The following is a 20,098-nucleotide window of genomic DNA, read 5'->3' as shown; positions in this document are numbered from 1 at the left end:
CTGTGAAAAACTTTGAATTGAAACGCACAGAAAGCCCGTATGAATTCGGGCTTTAGCCTGCGACATTACGCGATTTGCACCAGGCAAACAATCAGTTTGTCTTGCGCCAGCCTATCAGCCAGGTGACGATGCCAGCGGCCATTAATAAGGCGGGGAAGAAATCCCAGTCGGGTCGACTTAACAGCACCGCGGTGCCACTTAATAACAGTGTAGCCCCTACGCCAAACAGATAACGTGCCTTGTGATGGCGCGTACGTTGCGCATTCATATCGCTGACCAGTTTATCGACGCTGTGCTGCAATAATTTATGCTGACGCATGCTGTCGTAGAACAGTTCAGGCAACTCCGGCAGTTTTTCAGCCCAGAATGGCGCCTTCTCTTTCACTGCGCGCAGAATCGCAGGAATGCCGATCTGATCTTTGATCCAGTCTTCGAGGAACGGCTTCGCGGTTTTCCACAGATCGAGCTGCGGATAAAGCTGACGGCCAATGCCCTCAATGTAGAGCAGCGTTTTCTGTAACAGCACCAGTTGCGGCTGCACTTCCATATTGAAGCGACGCGCGGTGTTAAACAGGTTAAGCAGCACGTGGCCAAAAGAGATCTCAGCCAGCGGCTTCTCGAAAATCGGCTCGCAGACGGTACGAATGGCGAACTCAAAATCTTCCACATTGGTATCCGGCGGTACCCAGCCTGAATCCACATGCAGTTCTGCCACTTTACGGTAATCACGGTTAAAGAAGGCGATGAAGTTTTCCGCCAGATAGCGCTTATCTTCTTTATTCAACGAGCCGACAATGCCGCAGTCAATCGCGATGTACTGCGGATCTTCTGGATGGTCATAGCTAACGAAGATGTTGCCGGGGTGCATGTCAGCATGGAAGAAGCTATCGCGGAACACCTGGGTGAAGAACACCTGCACGCCGCGTTCTGCCAGCAGCTTCATGTTGACACCATGCTTCTCCAGCGTCGCCACATCAGAAATGGGAATGCCGTAAATACGTTCCATCACCATCATCGATTCGCTGCAGTAATCCGAGAACACTTCCGGCACATACAGCATCGGGCTCTGCTCAAAGTTACGACGCAGCTGAATGGCGTTCGCCGATTCACGCAGCAGATTGAGTTCATCAATCAGGGTCTTTTCGTAATCGCGCACCACTTCAACCGGGCGCAGACGACGACCATCCGGCAACAGACGAGGAACCCAATGCGCCATGCGGTAAATCAGCTTCATATCCGCTTTGATCACCGGCAGGATGTCCGGGCGAATCACTTTGATCACGACGTCACGGCCGTTAGACTTAAGCGTAGCAGTGTGAACCTGCGCAATCGAAGCAGAAGCCAGCGGCTTAATATCAAAATCGTCAAACCAGGTGTCGACAGGACCGCCAATGGATTGTTCAATCTGCTGCTGGGCTTTCAGCCCATCAAAAGGCGCCACGCGATCCTGCAACACCGCCAGTTCATCGGCGATGGCCGGTGGGAAGAGATCGCGGCGCGTCGAAAGCATCTGACCAAATTTGATCCACACTGGACCAAGTTGCTCCATTGCCAGACGAATGCGCACGCCCGTCGATTCATTTTTGTGCTTGTTAGGGATCCAGAAAATACAACGTCGCCAGATACGAAGCGGCAACGTGATGCGCATGTGAGGAATCAGTTCATCAAGCCCGTAAGTCAGAAAGACCTTGATGATGAAGTATAAGCGCCGAATTTCTCCCAGCGTCATTTCGCCTCCAGCTGTGCTAAACGCGCTTCGAGCGCATTAAGCGAACGTTCCATCGCTTCAACCTCTTCACAGAACCACGCCAGCTCCAGTGCACCGGGCGCAACCCGCCACTCTTCCGTCAGCACCTGACCGAGATAATCCTGCCGACGTGTCACCTGTCGCTGCACAAATTTCAGCGCCTGCTGAGCAGCCTGACTGACACCCTGCGCGGCAATGTCGCCGATCCACGGCGCCAGATACTCGGCTGGATCGAGCTCAGCGAGATCCATTAGCGCAGAGAATTGCTGAACCACTTGCAGATCGCCTTCCACGTCCAGCTCACCGCTACGGATCAAACTGGTCAGCTGCTGGCGATCGCGCAGTTTCGGCAAGGTGCTGAGGCGCAGGCTCACGCTACAGTCGCTGCTGTCCTGCCAGTCACTCAGCACATCCAGCTGCGATTCGCTAAACACCAGCACCAGCGGGAAATCCAGCTCCTGCAGGCGCAGCATCAGCACTTTACCTGCCAGACGTTGACGCGCGGCTTTCAGGCTACGATCACGATACAGAACACGATTGAGGGCGGTTTCAAGGCCGCCCGTGATTAGCGGGGTAAAAGTCATGATCAATCAGAACTTAAAGCCGCGATGCAACGCCACAATACCGCCGGTCATGTTGAAGTAAGTGGTATTTTCAAAACCCACATCGTTCATCATCGCCTTCAGGGTTTCCTGATCGGGATGCATACGAATCGATTCTGCCAGATAGCGATAGCTATCGGCATCCTGCGCCACCAGCTGCCCAATACGCGGCAGGATGTGGAAGGAATAGGTATCGTAGGCTTTGCTCAGCGGTTCCAGCAGCGGTTTGGAAAACTCCAGCACCAGCAAGCGTCCGCCTGGTTTCAGCACCCGGAACATCGAGGCCAGCGCCTTCTCTTTTTCGGTGACGTTACGCAAACCGAAAGAGATGGTGATGCAATCGAAATAGTTATCCGGGAACGGCAGCGCTTCGGCGTTGGCCTGCACATAGCTGACGTTGCCTGACACGCCCATATTGCGCAGCTTCTCGCGGCCCATCTTCAGCATCGAGCTGTTGATATCCGCCAAAACGACCTGACCCGTCTCGCCCACCAGGCGAGAGAATTTTGCTGTCAAATCACCGGTGCCGCCGGCCAGATCCAGCACACGCTGACCACGACGCACGCCGCTGCTGTCGATAGTAAAACGCTTCCAGACACGATGGATGCCAAACGACATCAAATCGTTCATCAGGTCATATTTTGCCGCTACGGAATGAAACACGTCCGCGACTTTATCGGCCTTTTCGCTTTTCGCGACGGTCTGAAAGCCAAAATGGGTAGTTTCCTGCTGTGATTCATCTGCCATCGGGTTTACCTGTTCCACAAACAATTCTTGCCGAAGTGTATCAGAGTCGCGCTACGCGAGCACGCGACCACCGTGCTATTCGTTGATGCGGCGCAGTGAAGCGGTGGGAGAATCTGCCACATTTTCATTGGGCTCGGGATCGTCCGCCCAATCTTCGCCCGCTTCTTCCGGCTGCGCTTGTTCGACCAATTGGGGATTGATCGGCCGTTTAATCTCTACGCCTAACGCGCGGAAGGATTCGCTTTGCGCAATCAAATTGCCGCGCCCTTCTGACAGCTTTTTCATCGCCTGATGATAACTCTGCTGCGCTTTATCGAGGCTGTGACCGATACCGCTCATATCATCCACAAACAGCCGCATTTTATCGTACAACCGCGTAGCTCGGTCGGCGATGCGTTGCGCATTGCGACTCTGATGCTCATAACGCCACAGGTTGTTGATGGTGCGCAACGCCACCAATAATGTCGTAGGGCTTACCAGCATGATGTTCTGCTGCAGCGCTTCGCTGATCAGCTCTGGCTGCCGATCAATCGCCAACAAGAACGCGGGCTCGACCGGAATAAACATCAACACATAATCCAGAGAGCGTAAACCGGGCAATTGATGATAATCTTTTCGCCCCAGCAGCCGAATATGGCCGCGCATGGCGTTAACGTGCTCCTGGATCGCCTGCTCGCGCGTGGCTTCATCTTCCGCGTTGAAATAGCGTTCGTAAGCCACCAGCGTCATTTTGGCGTCAATCACCACATCCTTGCCCTGCGGTAACCGCACGATCACATCCGGTTGCATCCTGCCCTGCTGCTCCAGCTGCACGCTGACCTGCGTCTGATATTCATAACCTTCGCGCAGACCGGAGGCTTCCAGCACCCGCGCCAGCACCACTTCGCCCCAATTGCCCTGGATTTTATTGTCGCCTTTTAGCGCTTTGGTGAGGTTGACCGCTTCCTGCGCCATTTGCGCGTTCAGCTGCTGCAGCTGACGAATTTCATGGGCCAGCGTGTGGCGTTCGCGGGCTTCCTGGCCAAAGCTATCCGTCACCTGGCGACGGAAACCATCCAGCTGTTCACGCAGCGGACCAATCAGCCCGTTAAGGCTTTGCCGATTCTGCTCATCCACCCGACGTCCGCTGTTTTCAAAGATGCGGTTGGCCAGATTTTCAAACTGTGCGCTGAGACGCTGTTCGCTGTTAGTGAGCAGGCGCTGCTTCTCTTCTGCGCCAAAACGCGTCTCTTCTAAACGGATGGTGACTTCACGCAGTTCAGCTTCTTGCGCACTGTTCACTTCCAGCTGATTACGCAATTCCCGGCTAAGTTGTTCGCTCTCGCCACGCCAGTAATCGAGCTGTTGCAGCCGTTCCTGTGCACCGCTAAGCGTGCCATGAAGCTGCCGCAGTTCTTGCTCGCGCTGCTGAATTTGTTGTTGTAACCGTTCGAGCTGCTGCTGCTGACGCTGTTGCGCCTCTTCCAGCAGGCGGCGTTCGGTAGTGAAGCTGGCGTGCTGGTGCCCGGCCCGCAACTGGGCCAAAATCCAGCCGAGACCCAGTCCGGCCAGCGCCAGTGCGCCGTTAATGATAAGTTGCTGATCCATAATCCCCCCGCGGATCGTTTCGCTGAGGGAAAAGGTAAGTCGCTACTGTATGAATGTCCAGACTGTTGTGTAGCTGGCAGATGATTTACAGCGCTTTCACCGTCAAATCACCCGCCTTCCACGCATCAATCAGGAAAAACGGCATCGGCAACAGCCATTCACTGCCTTTCACTTTGGCGGGATAGCACCAGCTTTGTCCGTTGTGAGTGAGTTCAACCTGCTGCCAGCCGTTATCAACATTCTCCACCTTGCCCGCCATGCTGGAATACCCTGCGTTGCTGCCGACGTGAAAACGCTCGGTTTGCCAGCGAATTGGCGGATGTGCGGGCCACGCCTGGGCATGATGGAATCGGAAGATGCCGTCATGATTCAGCAGGCTTTCGCGCACCGTCGGCCACAACGCCACTTTGAGGAAGTATTGATCGGTGAAGCGTTCACTGCCGCTGTACTGGGCGATAAAGTCGCGTATCTGCTGTTCAACGTTGTGGAATACGCCATGACAGCCGCCCCACATGCCTGCCAGCAGCAGTTCGGTATGCGTAAAGTAGTCACGCATGTGATGGAACCAGCAGGGCGATTGCAGCCAGGCTTCTACCGCCGCCACTTCACGCTCCGACAGCAGGGAGTCCGCATCTCGCACGATATAACGCTTTACGCATGGATCATCCATCACCAGAAAGCGCCACAGCGTCGGGAATATGGTCTTCTCATGTGACATATCCACTAACTGGACATTTGACTGCTTCAGACGCTGCCAGACGTGTTGCGGCACGCTGTCGTCAAGATAGATGCGACACATCCAGCCGGGATAGAACTCGCGCGCAACGTCGATATTTTTGATCAGCGTTTCACAGTAGCGTGGTTGGCCACCATACAGACTGAAAGAGATAATATTTTCAGTTGGATTGGTGGGATTGAAACACGGCGGTGCTTCTGCGGGATACGCCACTGTGTGGCCCTGACGAAAGATCGCGTCAGACTTCTCCAGCGACTCACGGCCGTAACGTGCCACTTCATCGTGCTTTTCCAGCCAGCCACACACTTCGGTTAAGCCATCGAGCCAGGTGTCGGAAGCCTGCGCACGCTGCGCTGCCGATGCCTGATAAATCTTTTGATAAGTTTTGTAGGATTTTTTGTACTCCCCCACGCGCATTAGCGTCAGCGCATAGTCACTCAGCACCTGCATGTTTTGCGGCATGACGCGCAAAACCTCTTCACAGCACTGACGTGCCACGGGGAAATCAGAGGCCGCCATCGCCTGGCGGAAACGCGCTGCCACGCTCTCAATGCGAGACTGAGCAGCCGTGGAAAAATGATTAAAGGCAGGACGCGGAGCAGAAACCGTTTTGCGCATAGTTGTTTTCTCAGTATCAGCTGAAAAACGTGCGCAATGTGATGGCAGCAGGGAATTCCTTATCCGTAATACCTGCTGCCTTGCGCACTAAATTAAGCGACGCGCGGCTTCTACAACAATTTTCACCGCATCGCTTTCGGTCTGTTTCATGGTCGCGGCATCCGGGATCTCTTTTTGCGTACGGTTAACGATAACACCCGCCACCATGCCCGCTCGCAGCCCCTGACTGGCGCACATGGTTAACAGTGTAGCGGATTCCATCTCATAGTTAAGAACCCCCATTTGCTGCCACTCTTGCATTGAGCCCTGGAAGCGATTCACCACACGTCCTGAGAACGTGTCGTAACGTTCCTGCCCCGGATAGAAGGTGTCAGATGAAGCGGTGATACCAATGTGCGTTTTGGCACCGCAGGCTTCTGCTGCGGCCACCAGCGCGGTGGTGCAGGTGAAATCGGCCACTGCCGGGAACTCCATCGGCGCAAAGTGCAGGCTGGCACCGTCAAGACGCACCGAAGCAGTAGTCACCAGCACGTCGCCTACATTGATATTCGGCTGGATCGCCCCGGTCGTGCCCACACGCAGGAAAGTGCGCACGCCGAGCTGCGCCAGTTCTTCAACGGCAATAGAGGTCGATGGACCGCCGATCCCGGTAGAACAGACCACCACCGGCTTGCCATCCACTTCCGCCAGGTAAGTGGTGAATTCACGGTGCGAAGCCAGATGCTGCGGATTATCCATCAGCGCAGCGATTTTTTTCACACGCTCCGGATCGCCGGGAACGATAGCCAGTTTGGCTCCTTTCAGATCGGCTTTAGTGATACCAAGGTGGAAAACGTCAGACTGGGCCATAACAGACTCCTGATAGATAAGGGATATGCGTGTCACTCTACGCCAGAGCGCCATATAAATATGTGATTTATTTCACCATCGATAATGAAACTTACATTATCAGAAAATTATTATGTGATTCACATCACACATTGCAGCTCGGCAATTCAGAATTGCTACAAGCGGTGCTGTGTAAGTTCGGGTGGCAGTGTTATTAGAGAAGAAGAACATAAGTACACATCCCTCTGAACCCTACGTCAGCCTTGCTCCTGAAGCAGGCTATAGTTACGTGATTGCGCATTTGCTAGCACGGAGAGAACCATGAAAACCGAAGACAATATGGCACAAGAATCAGTAGCCGGTGGCTTTGCCCCTGCCGTTCAGCCCATCGCCAGCAGCACCATTACCACCGTCAGTGACGCTATTCACACCGGTGAAACTTCTGTTCCCAGCCAGGGAGAAAACCTTCCGGCTTATTATGCTCGCCCCAAATCCTATGAAGGCAAATTACCGGTGATTCTGGTGGTGCAGGAGATTTTTGGCGTTCATGAACATATTAAAGATATCTGCCGTCGTCTGGCGCTGGAAGGCTATCTGGCGGTCGCACCTGAACTCTACTTCCGTGAAGGCGATCCCGGTGACTACAGTGATATCCCGACACTGTTCAAAGAACTGGTCAGCAAGGTGCCCGATTCTCAGGTGCTGTCCGATCTCGATCACGTTGCAAACTGGGCCGCACGCCACGATGGCGATATTCGTCGCATGGCCATCACGGGCTTCTGCTGGGGCGGACGCATCAGTTGGCTGTTCGCCGCGCACAATCCGCAGGTGCGGGCGGCAGCGGCCTGGTATGGTCGGTTAGAGGGTGAGAAAACCCTCAAACAACAAAAACATCCTATCGATGTAGCCGTCGATCTTAACGCACCGGTGCTCGGATTGTACGGCGGTCAGGATGAGAGCATCCCGTTAGAGACCATTGATAAGATGCGTCAGGCACTGCATGCCGCCAATGCCAAAGCGGAAATCGTGGTGTATCCGGAAGCGGGACACGCGTTTAATGCCGATTATCGTCCAAGCTACCATGCTGACTCAGCCGCTGATGGCTGGGTACGAATGTTGGCCTGGTTTAAGCAGTATGGCGTTGCACCCAACGCGTAATAACAAGGGGCGCTGCAAGGCGCCCCTGTTTCTCACGATTAAGCCGATTCCGCGCGCAGCTTTTTCGCGGCGGTCACCATGTTCGCCAGCGCCTGCCGGGTTTCACTCCAGCCACGGGTTTTCAGACCGCAGTCCGGGTTGACCCACAAACGTGCGGGCGGAATGCTTTGCGCCGCTTTGTGCAGCAGATCTTCAATCCATTCGACGCTGGGTACGTTCGGGGAATGAATGTCATACACACCTGGCCCAATTTCGTTCGGGTATTCGAACGCTTTAAACGCATCCAGCAATTCCATATCCGAGCGTGAGGTTTCGATGGTAATCACGTCCGCGTCCAGTGCCGCTATCGATTCCATGATGTCATTGAACTCGCAATAACACATGTGCGTGTGGATCTGCGTTTCATCCTGCGCCACAGCCGCGTTGAGGCGGAAGGCATCCACTGCCCAGGACAGGTACGCCGCCCACTCCGACTGGTGCAAGGGTAAGCCTTCGCGCAGCGCGGGTTCATCAATCTGGATGATCCCGATCCCGGCTTTTTCCAGGTCTTCCACTTCATCACGCAGCGCCAGTGCAATCTGTTTAGCAAGGGTTTCCCGCGTCACGTCTTCACGCGGGAATGACCAGCACAAAATCGTGACCGGGCCGGTGAGCATGCCTTTCACTGGCTTTTCAGTCAGCGATTGCGCGTACTTCGCCCACTCAACGGTAATCGGCTGCGGACGACTGACATCACCGATGATCACCGGCGGCTTCACACAGCGAGAGCCATAGCTTTGCACCCAGCCATTTTGCGTAAACACGAAGCCATCGAGGTTTTCGCCAAAGTATTCCACCATGTCATTACGCTCTGCTTCGCCGTGCACCAGCACATCCAGCCCGAGCCGTTCCTGTTCGGCAATCGCCTGCTTGATGTGCTCCGCGATGCCGGTGCGATAGTGGCCTCCATCGATATTGCCTTTTTTGAAGTCGAGTCGCAGGCCGCGAATTTCGGTGGTTTGCGGGAAGGATCCAATCGTGGTGGTCGGCCAGGCAGGCAGATTAAAGCGATGGCGCTGCGCTTTGGCGCGTTCGTCATAGTGGCTGACGCGCTCAACGTCCTTGGCCTGAATATTCGCCAGACGTGCGCCCACTGCGGCATTGTGCACGCGCGAAGAATGAGAACGGGCACGAATCGGCGCGCTCCACTCCGTCAGCGAGGCCGCATCGTTATTATTGAGCGCCTGGCTCAACAACCTCAGCTCAGCACACTTCTGTAAAGCAAAGGCAAACCAGCTTTTCACTTCCGCATCGAGCCGGGTTTCGACACTGAGATCGATCGGGCTGTGCAGCAGCGAGCAGGAGGAACCAATCCACAGATTTTCACGCTGCCCGACCAGCGGTTGCAGGCGATCGAACCAGCAGCTGAGCTCGGCACGCCAGACATTGCGGCCGTTGATCACCCCGACTGAGAGCAGCCAGTCGGCGGGGAGCTGTTGGTGGATATGCTGGATGTCATCTTTGCCATGCACCAGGTCAACGTGTAAACCTTGAACCGGTAGCGTCTTAATCACGTCGAGATTTTGACCGATGCTGTCAAAGTAGGTCGTCAGTAGCAGTTTTACATGACCTTGCAGCGCATCGTAGGCAGGCTTGAACGCATCACGCCATTCCTGTGGCAGCTCCAGCACCAGCGCGGGTTCATCGATCTGCACCCATTCAATACCGCGCTGATGCAGTTCAGCCAGCACTTGCTGATAGACCGGCAGTATCGCTTTCAGCAACGACAGGCGGTCAAACGGCTCACCTTTGACTTTGCCCAACCACAGGTAAGTGACCGGTCCCAGCAGCACCGGTTTGATCGGGTGACCCAGCGCCAATGCTTCGTCCACTTCTTCAAGGAGCTGTGTCCAGCTTAGTGAGAACTGCTGGCCCTGAGTGAATTCCGGCACCATATAGTGATAGTTGGTGTTGAACCATTTGGTCATTTCAGCGGCGGCGGCAGGATTGCCGCTGGGGGCACGGCCACGTCCCAAACGGAACAGCGTATCGAGATCGACCGATCCATCCTGGTTCCGATGGCGCGCCGGCACATTGCCCAGCATCAGGCTGGTGGTCAGCACATGATCATACCAGGCGAAATCGCCCACGGGCAGCAGATCCACCCCCGCGTCTTTCTGCTGTTGCCAGTGGCGAGCGCGCAGCTCGCGCCCCACGGCCAGCAGCGCTTCCTGTGAGCTGTTACCTGCCCAGTAGCTTTCCTGTGCTTTTTTCAGTTCACGACGCAGACCGACACGAGGGAAACCGAGCGTATGGTTCAGAATGGTCATTTAGTGATCTCCAGATATGCTTAACGGGTCGAGCCCGTTTACGTTCATCCAGCGAGTGACATTGCCGTCCGCTGAACGCCTGAACTGGACGAAAGTCATGTGGCGGTGGCGATTGCTTGAGATGTTTAGCCGTCCAGATGTTTACACCGCCATAATCTGCGGGTACTGTATGTTCCTCAAGCGCAATTTGTTCAATCTCGATGTGAAGGACTCTCATGATCGAACTCAAACATCTGAGAACGCTGCAGGCGTTGCAAAATACCGGCTCGTTGGCCGCTGCCGCCGCTCAGCTTCATCAGACACAATCGGCGTTATCGCATCAGTTCAGCGATCTGGAACAGCGGCTGGGCTTTCGCCTGTTTGTGCGCAAGAGCCAGCCGTTGCGGTTTACGCCGCAGGGGGAAATCATGCTGCAGTTGGCCGAGCAGATTTTGCCGCAGATTCAGCAAGCGTTGCAGGCATGCCACGAGCCGCATCAGACCACGTTACGCATTGCCATTGAGTGCCACAGCTGCATTCAGTGGCTGACGCCAGCCCTCAATAATTTCCGCCAGAGCTGGCCGCAAGTGGTGGTCGATTTTAAATCGGGCGTGACTTTTGATCCCCAGCCCGCCCTGCAACAGGGCGAACTGGATGTGGTGTTGACCTCCGATATCCTGCCGCGCAGCGGTTTGTTCTATACGCCGATGTTTGATTTTGAGGTACGTCTGGTGCTGGCCCCGGACCATCCGCTGGCGAAGCTGGAACATATCTCACCGGAAGATTTGGCCGATGAGGTACTGATGATCTATCCGGTGCAGCGTCAGCGTCTCGATATCTGGCGTCATTTCCTGCAGCCTGCAGGCATCAGCCCGGCGCTGAAGAGTGTGGATAATACGCTGTTGCTGATTCAGATGGTGTCAGCACAGATGGGTATTGCGGCCCTTCCGCATTGGGTGGTGGAGAGTTTTGAAAAGCAGGGTCTGGTGGTGACCAAGACATTGGGTGAGGGTTTGTGGAGCCGTTTATATGCCGCCGTGCGCGATGGTGAGCAGCGTCAGCCGGTGTTAGAAGCCTTTGTACGCTTCGCCCGCCAGCACGCCTGTGACCATCTGCCGTTTGTACGTGATGCCGCTCGCCCGGGTTCATTGCAGTCAATTTCTTGATCATCCCACGGGCGACCTGTGTCGCCCGTGCTGTTATCCCTGCCCGGCCTGCTCTATAATGCGCCGCCTCAATCCGCGACCAAGAGAGTTTCACCATGACGAGTAACGATGTTCTGCGCAGCGTGCGCTATATGCTTGATTTGAGCGATAGCAAAGTGGTGGAGATTTTTGCCTTAGCGGGCAGTGAAGTGCCGCTGGAGGATGTGCAGGCGTGGATGAAGAAGGATGAGGATGCGGCGTTCCGTAAGTTGCCGGACGTGCTGATGGGCTATTTCCTCAACGGTTTGATTTTCTTCCGTCGCGGTAAGAGTGAAGATGCGCCCGCACCTTCAGTTGAACGCCGTATGAATAACAATATTTTCATCAAGAAGCTGCGTATCGCGTTTGCGCTGAAGACCACGGATATTCCGGTGGTGCTGGAGAAGGCAAACTTTAAGATTTCCCAGGCGGAAGTCGGTGCGATTTTCCGCAATCCGGATCATAAAAACTACCGCGAGTGCGGTGACCAGATTCTGCGTAACTTTTTGAAGGGATTGACGATGATGAATCGTCCTGCGGCGCCAGCCAAGAAGGTGTAATCGCTTTTTGATCGGAGTTAGGTCAGATACAGGCCGCTCCGATCACGAAGGAATCTCACATCCCTGTGGATCGGCCTCGCCATCCATGGCTCAGACGCTTCGCTCTTCGTAGCGGCCTGTATCTTCCCTTTGGCTTAGGTGCTGCTTTTTCCCAGCACATAGCGCTTCTGCAAGTTCAACGAAACCATATCAAGGATCGTCTCAGTTAGGCATCGCTTTTGGACCCATGTCCCACTACCCAGCGCTTATGCACGTATAGCGAAGCGAAAATGACAATCGCCCCGGCAATAAAGCTCGGCCAGTGCGGTTTCTCTTGCCAGATCGCCAGATTGACCAGCAAGCCCGCTGGCACGTGCATGTTGTTCATAATGCCCAGCGTACCGGCATCGACCTGCGTCGCACCGTAGTTCCACATAAAGTAGCCCAGCCCGGAAGCCGCCACGCCCAGCCAGACCAGAATGCCCCACTGCAGTGAGGTGGTTGGCAGTTTGTTCGGGTTACCCCACAGGCTCCACGCAATGATGGCGATGATCACCGCGCCAAGATAGAACCACGAGAAGGCCGTGTGTTGCGGCATTGGGCGGGTTTCCTGCAAGCGCTTGTAACCAACCATACCAATGGCGAAGCAGATGTTAGCCGCCTGAACCAGCAGCAAACCGAACCAGAAATGATCGCTGACTTTGTCATAGCGAATGATGGCCGCACCGGCTACCGCCAACAGCGCGCTGAAGGCATAGCCGATTCGCAGCCGACGTCTGCTGAGCAAATCGTAAATCAGCGTGACATAGAGCGGCGTCATCACGGTAAACAACAGGAATTCTGTCACGCTGAGGTAGGTATAAGCCTCAAAACTCAGCAGATACATGACGCCAAGTTGCAGCATCCCCACCAGCATATACAGCAGGATGGTTGAGGCGCGATAGCCCTTCCAGCGCAGGAAGGGCAAAAAAACGAGCGCAGCCAACCCAAGGCGCATCAGTACAGAGAACCAGGAGTCAACCTGGCCCGCAAGGTATTCCCCTATCAAACTAAAGGAAAAAGCCCACAAAATGGTGGTAACGATCAGTAACAGCACGGTATTGATCCCAAAATGAACAGTGGCGCTAGTGTAAACAAACTGTCGTGGACGGGCTGAAATATCTGGTTGACGAGTGGTCAAATTAAAATCAAACAAATCGCCGTATCCCCGTCACTCATTGAGATAAGGTCCATTGCTGAAATCAGGTCGCTGGTTGCAGATGCAGTGAATCTGATTCGACACGGCAACGGATTCCCCTTACAAACCCAAAAGCCCCGACGCTTCATGCGCGAATACCAACATTTCCTGGTTTATATCGCTCTTTGATGTCATCAAACTGTAACAATTGTGTCACACATCACAGTAACGTGGCGCAACCATCACTATCCTTTGCGCGAAATGGAACTTTGGTTTTGTTGTTACGCCAGAGGGCTTTTGACCCAACCTGCTGGGAATTTATAAAAATATCGCGCCCTGGAGGGCCACCTTCATGTTAAGTATCTTCAAACCGGCACCGCATCAGCCGCAAGTCGCTGACGATCGTGTCGATCCGCTCTATCGTCGGCTACGCTGGCAAATCTTCATCGGCATTTTCTTTGGCTATGCCGCCTATTACCTGGTCCGTAAAAACTTTGCGCTGGCGATGCCCTATTTGGTTGAGCAGGGCTTTTCGCGTGGCGATCTTGGCTTTGCGCTGTCCGGAATCTCCATCGCCTACGGTTTTTCCAAGTTCATCATGGGTTCCGTCTCTGACCGTTCAAACCCGCGTGTCTTTTTACCTGCCGGACTGATTCTGGCCGCTGCGGTGATGCTGTTTATGGGCTTTGTACCCTGGGCCACCTCCAGCATCATGGTGATGTTTGTGCTGCTGTTCCTGTGCGGTTGGTTCCAGGGCATGGGCTGGCCACCGTGCGGTCGCACTATGGTGCACTGGTGGTCGCAGAAGGAACGCGGCGGGATTGTCTCAGTATGGAACTGCGCCCATAACGTGGGTGGTGGTATTCCGCCCTTACTGTTTCTGCTGGGTATGGCATGGTTTAACGACTGGAAAGCCGCGCTCTACATGCCGGCGTTTGGTGCCATCCTCATCGCGATTATTGCCTTTGCCCTGATGCGCGATACGCCGCAGTCTTGTGGTTTGCCGCCGATTGAGGCGTACAAGAATGATTATCCGCCAGACTACAGCGAGGATCATGAGGAGGAGTTGACGGCGAAGCAGATTTTTATGCAGTACATCCTGCCTAATAAGCTGCTGTGGTATATCGCGCTGGCCAACGTGTTCGTTTACCTGCTGCGCTACGGCATTCTCGACTGGTCACCGACCTACCTGAAAGAGGTAAAGCATTTCACGCTGGATAAATCTTCGTGGGCTTACTTCTTCTATGAATATGCGGGCATTCCCGGCACCTTGCTGTGCGGCTGGATGTCGGACAAGGTGTTCAGAGGCAATCGTGGCGCCACCGGCGTGTTCTTTATGACGCTGGTAACCATCGCCACCGTGGTGTACTGGCTTAACCCGCCAGGCAATCCAGGTATCGATATGCTGTGCATGATCGTCATCGGCTTCCTGATCTACGGTCCGGTAATGTTAATTGGTCTGCATGCGCTGGAGTTAGCGCCGAAGAAAGCGGCTGGCACGGCAGCAGGCTTTACCGGTTTGTTTGGTTATCTCGGAGGATCGGTGGCAGCCAGTGCGATTGTCGGTTACACCGTGGATTACTTCGGCTGGGATGGCGGTTTCATGGTGATGATTGCGGGATCGGTGTTGGCGGTGATTTTGTTGCTGCTCACCATGGTCAGCGAGCATAAACATAAGAAACAGATGGCATAACAAAAGTGGGCCGGTATCACCGGCCCATTTTTTTAAGCAAGGAACAACTTGCGCAGCGTATGCGGCACCGCATCTTCAGCGTTGCTGCCAATCACTTCCAGCGTCGGCAAGGTATCTTTCAACCGCTGCTGCGCATTGCGCATAATGCAGCCTTTACCCGCCATGCTCAGCATTTCCACGTCATTCATGCCATCACCAAAAGCGATGCACTCTTTCAATGAGAAGCCAAGCTGCTTTGATACCGCCTCCAGCGCGTGACCTTTCGATACGCCACCCGCCATCACTTCCAGACAGGTCGGCAGTGAGAAGCTGACGTTAACGCGATCGCCCCAGCGCGCTTCGATCGCCAGCTCCAGCGGCACCAGACGTTCGGGATCGTCGCAAGTAAAGAAAACCTTGCTGATGCCGTCGGTTTCAAGCATGCCCGGCTGATAAACCTGATAGTTAAACACCGACTCACGGAAGTAGTCCTGCTCCTCCGGGCGATGGCGGCTCATATACCACTCATCGTCACGATACACGTGCGTCAGGATATGTTCATCGTGGTACTGCAGACCGTAAAGCTCGCTGGCGATGTCGGCGTCGAGGTTATGGCTAAACACCAGTTCACCGTCTGCGTTGTGTACGCGGGCCCCGTTGGAAGTAATCATGTACGCCGGAATGCCAAGGTTATCGCGCATCTGGCCTACGTCGATATAGTGGCGGCCGGTGGCGAAAACGAAGTGGACATCTTGCGCCACCAGTTCCTGCAGCGTGGTACGGGCAAAAGGCGTCAGGCGGTGTTCCGGTGAGAGCAGCGTGCCATCCAGGTCGGATGCGACGATGTGGTACATGTAAACCTCTGGTATTGATGTCGGAAAATGAGTTAAACGTGGCGCTCGAAAAAATCGACCACCAGGTTGAGCGCTTCAGCGCGCATAGCGTCTGTTTCAAACAAAATCTCGTGACGCGCGCCTTGAATCACATACGGCACGGTACCTTCGCAGGGATGTCCCGCGTCAGCCATCGCCGTACAAAAAATATCTTGTGCGCGGTTATCCACCACATCGTCTTCGCTGGCCTGTAACACCAGGGAAGGCGTGGTGATTTTCGCTGCCTGGCTGATGATACTGCGTCCGGCATAGACGCCTTCGCGCACCCAATGATAGGTCGGGCCACCGACGCGCAGTCCCGGATCGTCCGCGTAAAAACGCAGGTTGCGCCGATAGCGCTCCCGACTGTGCGTCAGGCGATTAATGCCAAACGGGCTGGCGCGCCAGCGGCCGGTGCCAAGCGCATAGCGTTCGCGAATCGCCGGCAGTTTTTCCGCCCAGTCCAAAATCGGGTGCGCCATCCAGTCAGGCAACGGCAGCACAATGCCAAACATCGGTGCCGAGAATACCGCCGCATGAAAAGCCTGCGGTTGACGCGCCAGAAACAGCGCTAAAATCGCACCGCCCATCGAATGCGCCAGCACGTAGCGTTGCTGATAATGGTTGCTGACCATCTCTTTCAGATACAGCGTTTCTAAGTCGTCAACATAGTGGCTGAACTCAACCACATGGCCGCGATGCGAATCCGCCAGCAAGCGATCGGAGCGGCCCTGCCCGCGATGGTCAATGATCACCACGTCATAGCCGCAGTGGAACAGATCGTAAGCCAGTTCCGGGTATTTGATATAGCTTTCGATGCGGCCGGGAACAATCAGGATGACACGGCGATGTTGCGGTGAGGTGAAACGAACATAGCGAATCTTCAGGTTACCGACGCCGGTGAATTCGCACTCTTCACGACGACGCCAGAAGTCGAGCAGCGGACCGGTAGCAAAGGCGGAAAAGCCTTTCTCTCGCCCGAGCCAACGCTGTTTGTGATGCTGCATCCGTCCCCCTGAAAAAAAGCCTCATCGCGCGTCTGTACGCCATAGCGCACCGCGATATTCTGGCGTATTGTGTCACACTTCGTTCACTTCAGGGAATGTCACGCATGACCATTGAATGGTGGTTAACCTACCTGTTGACCACAACTATCCTCAGTCTTTCACCCGGTTCTGGTGCCATCAACACCATGAGCACCGGCATTAGCCATGGCTATCGCGGCGCGGCGGCTTCCATCACTGGCTTACAGCTTGGGCTGGCGATTCACATTGTGCTGGTGGGTGCCGGTTTGGGTGCGCTATTTTCACAATCGATCATGGCGTTTGAAGTGCTGAAGTGGGCAGGCGCCGCCTATTTGGTGTGGCTGGGCATTCAGCAGTGGCGTTCCGCAGGCGGTATTGATTTGGATGCCGTGGCAAAAGCGATGCCGCGTCGTCGCCTGTTCAAACGCGCCATTCTGGTGAATCTCACCAACCCGAAAAGCATCGTGTTTCTCGCCGCACTGTTCCCGCAGTTTATTCAGCCACACCAGCCGCAGTTGATGCAGTATCTGGTGCTCGGTGTCACCACCATCGTGGTCGATATTATCGTGATGATTGGTTACGCCACGCTGGCAACCCGTATTGCGGGGTGGATTAAAGGGCCAAAGCAGATGAAGCTGATGAACCGCACCTTTGGTGGGCTGTTTATGGCCGTTGGTGCGTTGCTGGCAAGTGCGCGCAGAATCGCGTAAGAGGCTTTAAAAAACCGCGGCACCGAGGTGATAACCGTCAGTGCCGCAGCTATTTCAAGGTAGTCAGTGCGCAAGTTCTGAAGCACAGATGCTGAACGTAAAGCGCGCGAGCACTGCCCGGTGGCGAAATGGCAAGTAAACCCGATTTAACGCGAGATAATAAGGTGGATGCCGAATCCGGCAAACAGCACACCCGCCATCCCATCGACCCACTTCGCCATACGCTGATACTTATCCCGCATCCACGGTAGTGCAAAAATCGCCGCGACCAGCGTGAACCAGGCAAAGGTCTCACCGATAATCAGCAGGAATAAACCCCAACGCTCCATCGCGCCCACATCATTACCCACAAACAGCGAGAACACGCTGCCGAAATAGATAATCGCTTTCGGGTTCGACAGGTTAGTCAGAAAACCTTTCAGGAAGCTCATGCCTTTTTTTGGCAGCTCCACCACCGGCGCATCAACCTGCGGGGCTTTATGCTGCTGACGTGCCGAGCGCAGGAGTTGCCAACCCATCCACAGCAGGTACAAACCACCGCCCACCATGATGATTTCATGCAGCCAGGCCATTTTTTGCAGGATCAGATGCAAGCCCATCAGCGCCACACCGGCCCAGATCACGATTCCCAGCGTAATGCCCAACACGCCCATCATCGCCTCTTTACGTGAACGGCTGGCCGCCGTTTGCGACACAAAGAAGAAGTCCGGGCCGGGACTCATCAGCGCAACCAAATGCACCAGCGCGACGGTGGCGAATAACATCAACATGGTTTCTTTCCTTTACTCTTCATCGACATGTTCTTTGATCATCACCAGGAACGGTTTACCAAAACGTTCCAGCTTGCGATGACCGACACCGTTCACGCTCAACATTTCTGACGCGGTAATCGGCATTTGCTCCGCCATCTCAATCAATGTGGCATCGTTAAACACCACATACGGCGGAATGTTGGATTCGTCGGCAATCGCCTTACGCAATTTACGCAGTTTGCCAAATAGCGTGCGATCGTAATTGCCGCTGTGCACTTTCGGCGAGCTGCTGCGGCTCTTCACCGTGACGATACGCGGCACCGCCAGCATCAATGGCACTTCGGCACGCAATACCGGACGCGCCGCTTCCGTTAGCTGTAAAGCGGAGTGCATGGCGATATTTTGCGTCACCATACCAAGATGGATCAGCTGACGCAGCACGCTGACCCAATGCTCCTGGCTCTGCTCACGACCAATGCCGTACACCGGCAATTTGTCGTGCCCGTTATCGCGAACGCGGTGGTTAGTGGAACCGCGCAGCACGTCGACAATATAGCCCATACCGAAGCGCTGGCCGGTACGATAGATGCTGGAAAGCGCCTTCTGCGCCTCCACCAAACCATCATAGCGACGCGGAGGATCAAGGCAGATATCGCAGTTGCCGCACTGCTGCTGACGCCCTTCACCAAAGTAGTTGAGCAGCACTAAACGACGGCAGGTTTGCGCTTCGGCAAACGCGCCCATCGCATTGAGCTTGTGACGCTCAATATCCTGTAACGGGCCGGGCGCCTTCTCCTCCAGACATTTACGGAGCCACGCCATATCCGCCGGATCGTAAAGCATCATCGCTTCTGCGGGCAGGCCATCACGCCCGGCGCGGCCGGTTTCCTGATAGTAGGATTCGATATTGCGCGGAATATCGAAGTGCACCACGAAACGCACGTTAGGCTTGTTGATGCCCATACCAAATGCCACAGTGGCGACCACAATTTGCAAGTCATCACGCTGGAAGGCTTCCTGCACGTGCGCGCGCTGGGCGCTGTCGATACCGGCGTGATACGCGCCGACACTCAGCCCACGGCTTTGCAGACGCGCAGCCGTGTCTTCCACCTTGGCACGGCTGTTACAGTAAATAATGCCGCTCTTACCGCGCTGCTCTTGCACGTAGCGCAACAGCTGATCGGTGGGTTTGAATTTCTCCACCAGCGTGTAGCGAATATTCGGGCGGTCAAAGCTGCTGATTTGAATCAGCGGATCGTCCATCTGCAACAGATGAGCGATGTCATTACGCGTGGTTTCGTCAGCGGTTGCCGTCAGCGCCATCACCGGCAGATCCGGGAAACGCTGACGCAGTTGACCAATCGAGCCATATTCCGGGCGGAAATCATGGCCCCATTGCGAGATACAGTGTGCTTCATCCACCGCCAGCATCACCGGATTCCACTGGTGCAGGCTGTCGAGGAAGTTATCCATCATCAGACGTTCAGGCGCAATATACAGCAGCTTCAGCTTGCCGGTGCGACAATCCGCAAACACTTGCTGCTGCTGCTCACGCGTTTGCGTCGAGTTAAGACACGCCGCTGCCACGCCGTTGGCCAGCAATTGATCGACCTGATCTTTCATCAGTGAGATCAGCGGTGAAACCACCAGCGTCAACCCTTCGCGCACCAGCGCCGGGATTTGATAGCACAGCGATATCCCGCCGCCGGTCGGCATCACCACCAGACAATCACGCCCGGCAAGAGCGGTTTCGATGATGGTTTGCTGACCGGGACGAAATTGCTGGTAGCCGAAGGTATCTTGTAATACCTGCTGCGCCAGCATTTCCTGATTAAGCACTGCCGATGTTGCCACGG

Annotated in this window: 17 protein-coding genes; 5 read left to right on the top strand and 12 right to left on the bottom strand. The window is 54.9% G+C overall.

Annotated elements, in window-relative coordinates; translation table 11 throughout:
* Nucleotides 1-91: 91 nt before the first annotated feature.
* From ubiB to udp, 6 genes are all read right to left on the bottom strand, one after another.
* On the bottom strand, nt 92-1,729 hold the full coding sequence (ubiB, locus tag FD737_RS09845) for a ubiquinone biosynthesis regulatory protein kinase UbiB (RefSeq protein WP_097118529.1): 1,638 nt from the start codon (nt 1,727-1,729) through the stop codon (nt 92-94).
* A complete protein-coding gene (locus tag FD737_RS09840; RefSeq protein ID WP_097118528.1) occupies nt 1,726-2,331 on the bottom strand; it encodes an SCP2 domain-containing protein in 606 nt (201 codons plus the stop codon). Before FD737_RS09840 ends, ubiB begins: the two co-directional genes overlap by 4 nt.
* Nucleotides 2,332-2,337: 6 nt before the next feature.
* Entirely contained in the window at nt 2,338-3,096 is a 759-nt protein-coding gene (gene ubiE, locus FD737_RS09835; protein ID WP_097118527.1) for a bifunctional demethylmenaquinone methyltransferase/2-methoxy-6-polyprenyl-1,4-benzoquinol methylase UbiE, read from the bottom strand.
* A gap of 75 nt (nt 3,097-3,171) precedes the next feature.
* Nucleotides 3,172-4,683 carry a DNA recombination protein RmuC gene (gene rmuC / locus FD737_RS09830; protein ID WP_160833387.1) on the bottom strand — a complete coding sequence of 504 codons (1,512 nt, stop codon included), beginning with the start codon at nt 4,681-4,683 and terminating at the stop codon, nt 3,172-3,174.
* A gap of 85 nt (nt 4,684-4,768) precedes the next feature.
* The gene (locus tag FD737_RS09825) at nt 4,769-6,037 is read right to left on the bottom strand and encodes a tetratricopeptide repeat protein (RefSeq protein ID WP_160833386.1); all 1,269 of its coding nucleotides are present in this window, start codon (nt 6,035-6,037) and stop codon (nt 4,769-4,771) included.
* Nucleotides 6,038-6,124: 87 nt separating this feature from the next.
* On the bottom strand, nt 6,125-6,886 hold the full coding sequence (gene udp, locus FD737_RS09820; protein WP_160833385.1) for a uridine phosphorylase: 762 nt from the start codon (nt 6,884-6,886) through the stop codon (nt 6,125-6,127).
* 300 nt (nt 6,887-7,186) lie between these two features.
* Between udp and FD737_RS09815 the strand changes: the two genes are divergently transcribed.
* The gene (locus tag FD737_RS09815; RefSeq protein WP_160833384.1) at nt 7,187-8,023 is read left to right on the top strand and encodes a dienelactone hydrolase family protein; all 837 of its coding nucleotides are present in this window, start codon (nt 7,187-7,189) and stop codon (nt 8,021-8,023) included.
* Nucleotides 8,024-8,061: 38 nt separating this feature from the next.
* On the opposite strand, the gene metE is transcribed toward FD737_RS09815, so the two are convergent.
* Nucleotides 8,062-10,332, bottom strand: coding sequence for a 5-methyltetrahydropteroyltriglutamate--homocysteine S-methyltransferase (gene metE / locus FD737_RS09810; RefSeq protein ID WP_160833383.1), 2,271 nt, complete (start codon nt 10,330-10,332; stop codon nt 8,062-8,064).
* 215 nt (nt 10,333-10,547) lie between these two features.
* Here metE and metR point away from each other — a divergent pair, with 215 nt between their 5' ends.
* Together metR and FD737_RS09800 are read left to right on the top strand one after the other, a co-directional pair.
* The gene (gene metR, locus FD737_RS09805) at nt 10,548-11,477 is read left to right on the top strand and encodes an HTH-type transcriptional regulator MetR (protein ID WP_034827906.1); all 930 of its coding nucleotides are present in this window, start codon (nt 10,548-10,550) and stop codon (nt 11,475-11,477) included.
* Between the two features lie 95 nt (nt 11,478-11,572).
* Complete coding sequence (locus FD737_RS09800; protein ID WP_034827905.1) at nt 11,573-12,055, top strand: DUF1456 family protein; 483 nt, start codon at nt 11,573-11,575, stop codon at nt 12,053-12,055.
* 205 nt (nt 12,056-12,260) lie between these two features.
* Here FD737_RS09800 and FD737_RS09795 read toward each other — a convergent pair whose 3' ends face one another.
* A complete protein-coding gene (locus tag FD737_RS09795; protein WP_097118548.1) occupies nt 12,261-13,130 on the bottom strand; it encodes a carboxylate/amino acid/amine transporter in 870 nt (289 codons plus the stop codon).
* A gap of 433 nt (nt 13,131-13,563) precedes the next feature.
* Here FD737_RS09795 and glpT point away from each other — a divergent pair, with 433 nt between their 5' ends.
* Nucleotides 13,564-14,904 (top strand): glycerol-3-phosphate transporter, encoded by a 1,341-nt coding sequence (glpT, locus tag FD737_RS09790; RefSeq protein WP_097118522.1) that lies wholly within the window; start codon nt 13,564-13,566, stop codon nt 14,902-14,904.
* A gap of 32 nt (nt 14,905-14,936) precedes the next feature.
* On the opposite strand, the gene yigL is transcribed toward glpT, so the two are convergent.
* Both yigL and pldB read right to left on the bottom strand, forming a co-directional pair.
* The gene (gene yigL / locus FD737_RS09785; protein ID WP_034827894.1) at nt 14,937-15,737 is read right to left on the bottom strand and encodes a sugar/pyridoxal phosphate phosphatase YigL; all 801 of its coding nucleotides are present in this window, start codon (nt 15,735-15,737) and stop codon (nt 14,937-14,939) included.
* 32 nt (nt 15,738-15,769) lie between these two features.
* Complete coding sequence (gene pldB / locus FD737_RS09780) at nt 15,770-16,762, bottom strand: lysophospholipase L2 (protein ID WP_160833382.1); 993 nt, start codon at nt 16,760-16,762, stop codon at nt 15,770-15,772.
* 104 nt (nt 16,763-16,866) lie between these two features.
* Here pldB and rhtB point away from each other — a divergent pair, with 104 nt between their 5' ends.
* Complete coding sequence (rhtB, locus tag FD737_RS09775) at nt 16,867-17,490, top strand: homoserine/homoserine lactone efflux protein (protein WP_034827889.1); 624 nt, start codon at nt 16,867-16,869, stop codon at nt 17,488-17,490.
* Between the two features lie 146 nt (nt 17,491-17,636).
* Here rhtB and rhtC read toward each other — a convergent pair whose 3' ends face one another.
* Both rhtC and recQ read right to left on the bottom strand, forming a co-directional pair.
* Nucleotides 17,637-18,260: a threonine export protein RhtC gene (gene rhtC / locus FD737_RS09770; RefSeq protein ID WP_034827887.1), complete on the bottom strand. Its 624-nt coding sequence runs from the start codon at nt 18,258-18,260 to the stop codon at nt 17,637-17,639.
* Nucleotides 18,261-18,272: 12 nt separating this feature from the next.
* Entirely contained in the window at nt 18,273-20,096 is a 1,824-nt protein-coding gene (gene recQ, locus FD737_RS09765; RefSeq protein WP_160833381.1) for an ATP-dependent DNA helicase RecQ, read from the bottom strand.
* Between the last annotated feature and the right edge of the window lie 2 nt (nt 20,097-20,098).

The sequence above is a fragment of the Pantoea sp. Seng genome (assembly GCF_009829935.1).
Classification (GTDB): Bacteria; Pseudomonadota; Gammaproteobacteria; order Enterobacterales; family Enterobacteriaceae; genus Pantoea; species Pantoea communis.
This window is presented reverse-complemented; position numbering and strand designations above follow the sequence as displayed.

Coding starts and splice junctions, on each gene's coding strand:
- ubiB (WP_097118529.1), bottom strand. CDS start 1,729: ATGACGCTGGGAGAAATTCGGCGCTTATACTTCATCATCAAGGTCTTT.
- udp (WP_160833385.1), bottom strand. CDS start 6,886: ATGGCCCAGTCTGACGTTTTCCACCTTGGTATCACTAAAGCCGATCTG.
- FD737_RS09800 (WP_034827905.1), top strand. CDS start 11,573: ATGACGAGTAACGATGTTCTGCGCAGCGTGCGCTATATGCTTGATTTG.
- FD737_RS09825 (WP_160833386.1), bottom strand. CDS start 6,037: ATGCGCAAAACGGTTTCTGCTCCGCGTCCTGCCTTTAATCATTTTTCC.
- rhtB (WP_034827889.1), top strand. CDS start 16,867: ATGACCATTGAATGGTGGTTAACCTACCTGTTGACCACAACTATCCTC.
- rhtC (WP_034827887.1), bottom strand. CDS start 18,260: ATGTTGATGTTATTCGCCACCGTCGCGCTGGTGCATTTGGTTGCGCTG.
- rmuC (WP_160833387.1), bottom strand. CDS start 4,683: ATGGATCAGCAACTTATCATTAACGGCGCACTGGCGCTGGCCGGACTG.
- yigL (WP_034827894.1), bottom strand. CDS start 15,737: ATGTACCACATCGTCGCATCCGACCTGGATGGCACGCTGCTCTCACCG.
- FD737_RS09840 (WP_097118528.1), bottom strand. CDS start 2,331: ATGACTTTTACCCCGCTAATCACGGGCGGCCTTGAAACCGCCCTCAAT.
- FD737_RS09815 (WP_160833384.1), top strand. CDS start 7,187: ATGAAAACCGAAGACAATATGGCACAAGAATCAGTAGCCGGTGGCTTT.
- pldB (WP_160833382.1), bottom strand. CDS start 16,762: ATGCAGCATCACAAACAGCGTTGGCTCGGGCGAGAGAAAGGCTTTTCC.
- glpT (WP_097118522.1), top strand. CDS start 13,564: ATGTTAAGTATCTTCAAACCGGCACCGCATCAGCCGCAAGTCGCTGAC.
- metE (WP_160833383.1), bottom strand. CDS start 10,332: ATGACCATTCTGAACCATACGCTCGGTTTCCCTCGTGTCGGTCTGCGT.
- ubiE (WP_097118527.1), bottom strand. CDS start 3,096: ATGGCAGATGAATCACAGCAGGAAACTACCCATTTTGGCTTTCAGACC.
- metR (WP_034827906.1), top strand. CDS start 10,548: ATGATCGAACTCAAACATCTGAGAACGCTGCAGGCGTTGCAAAATACC.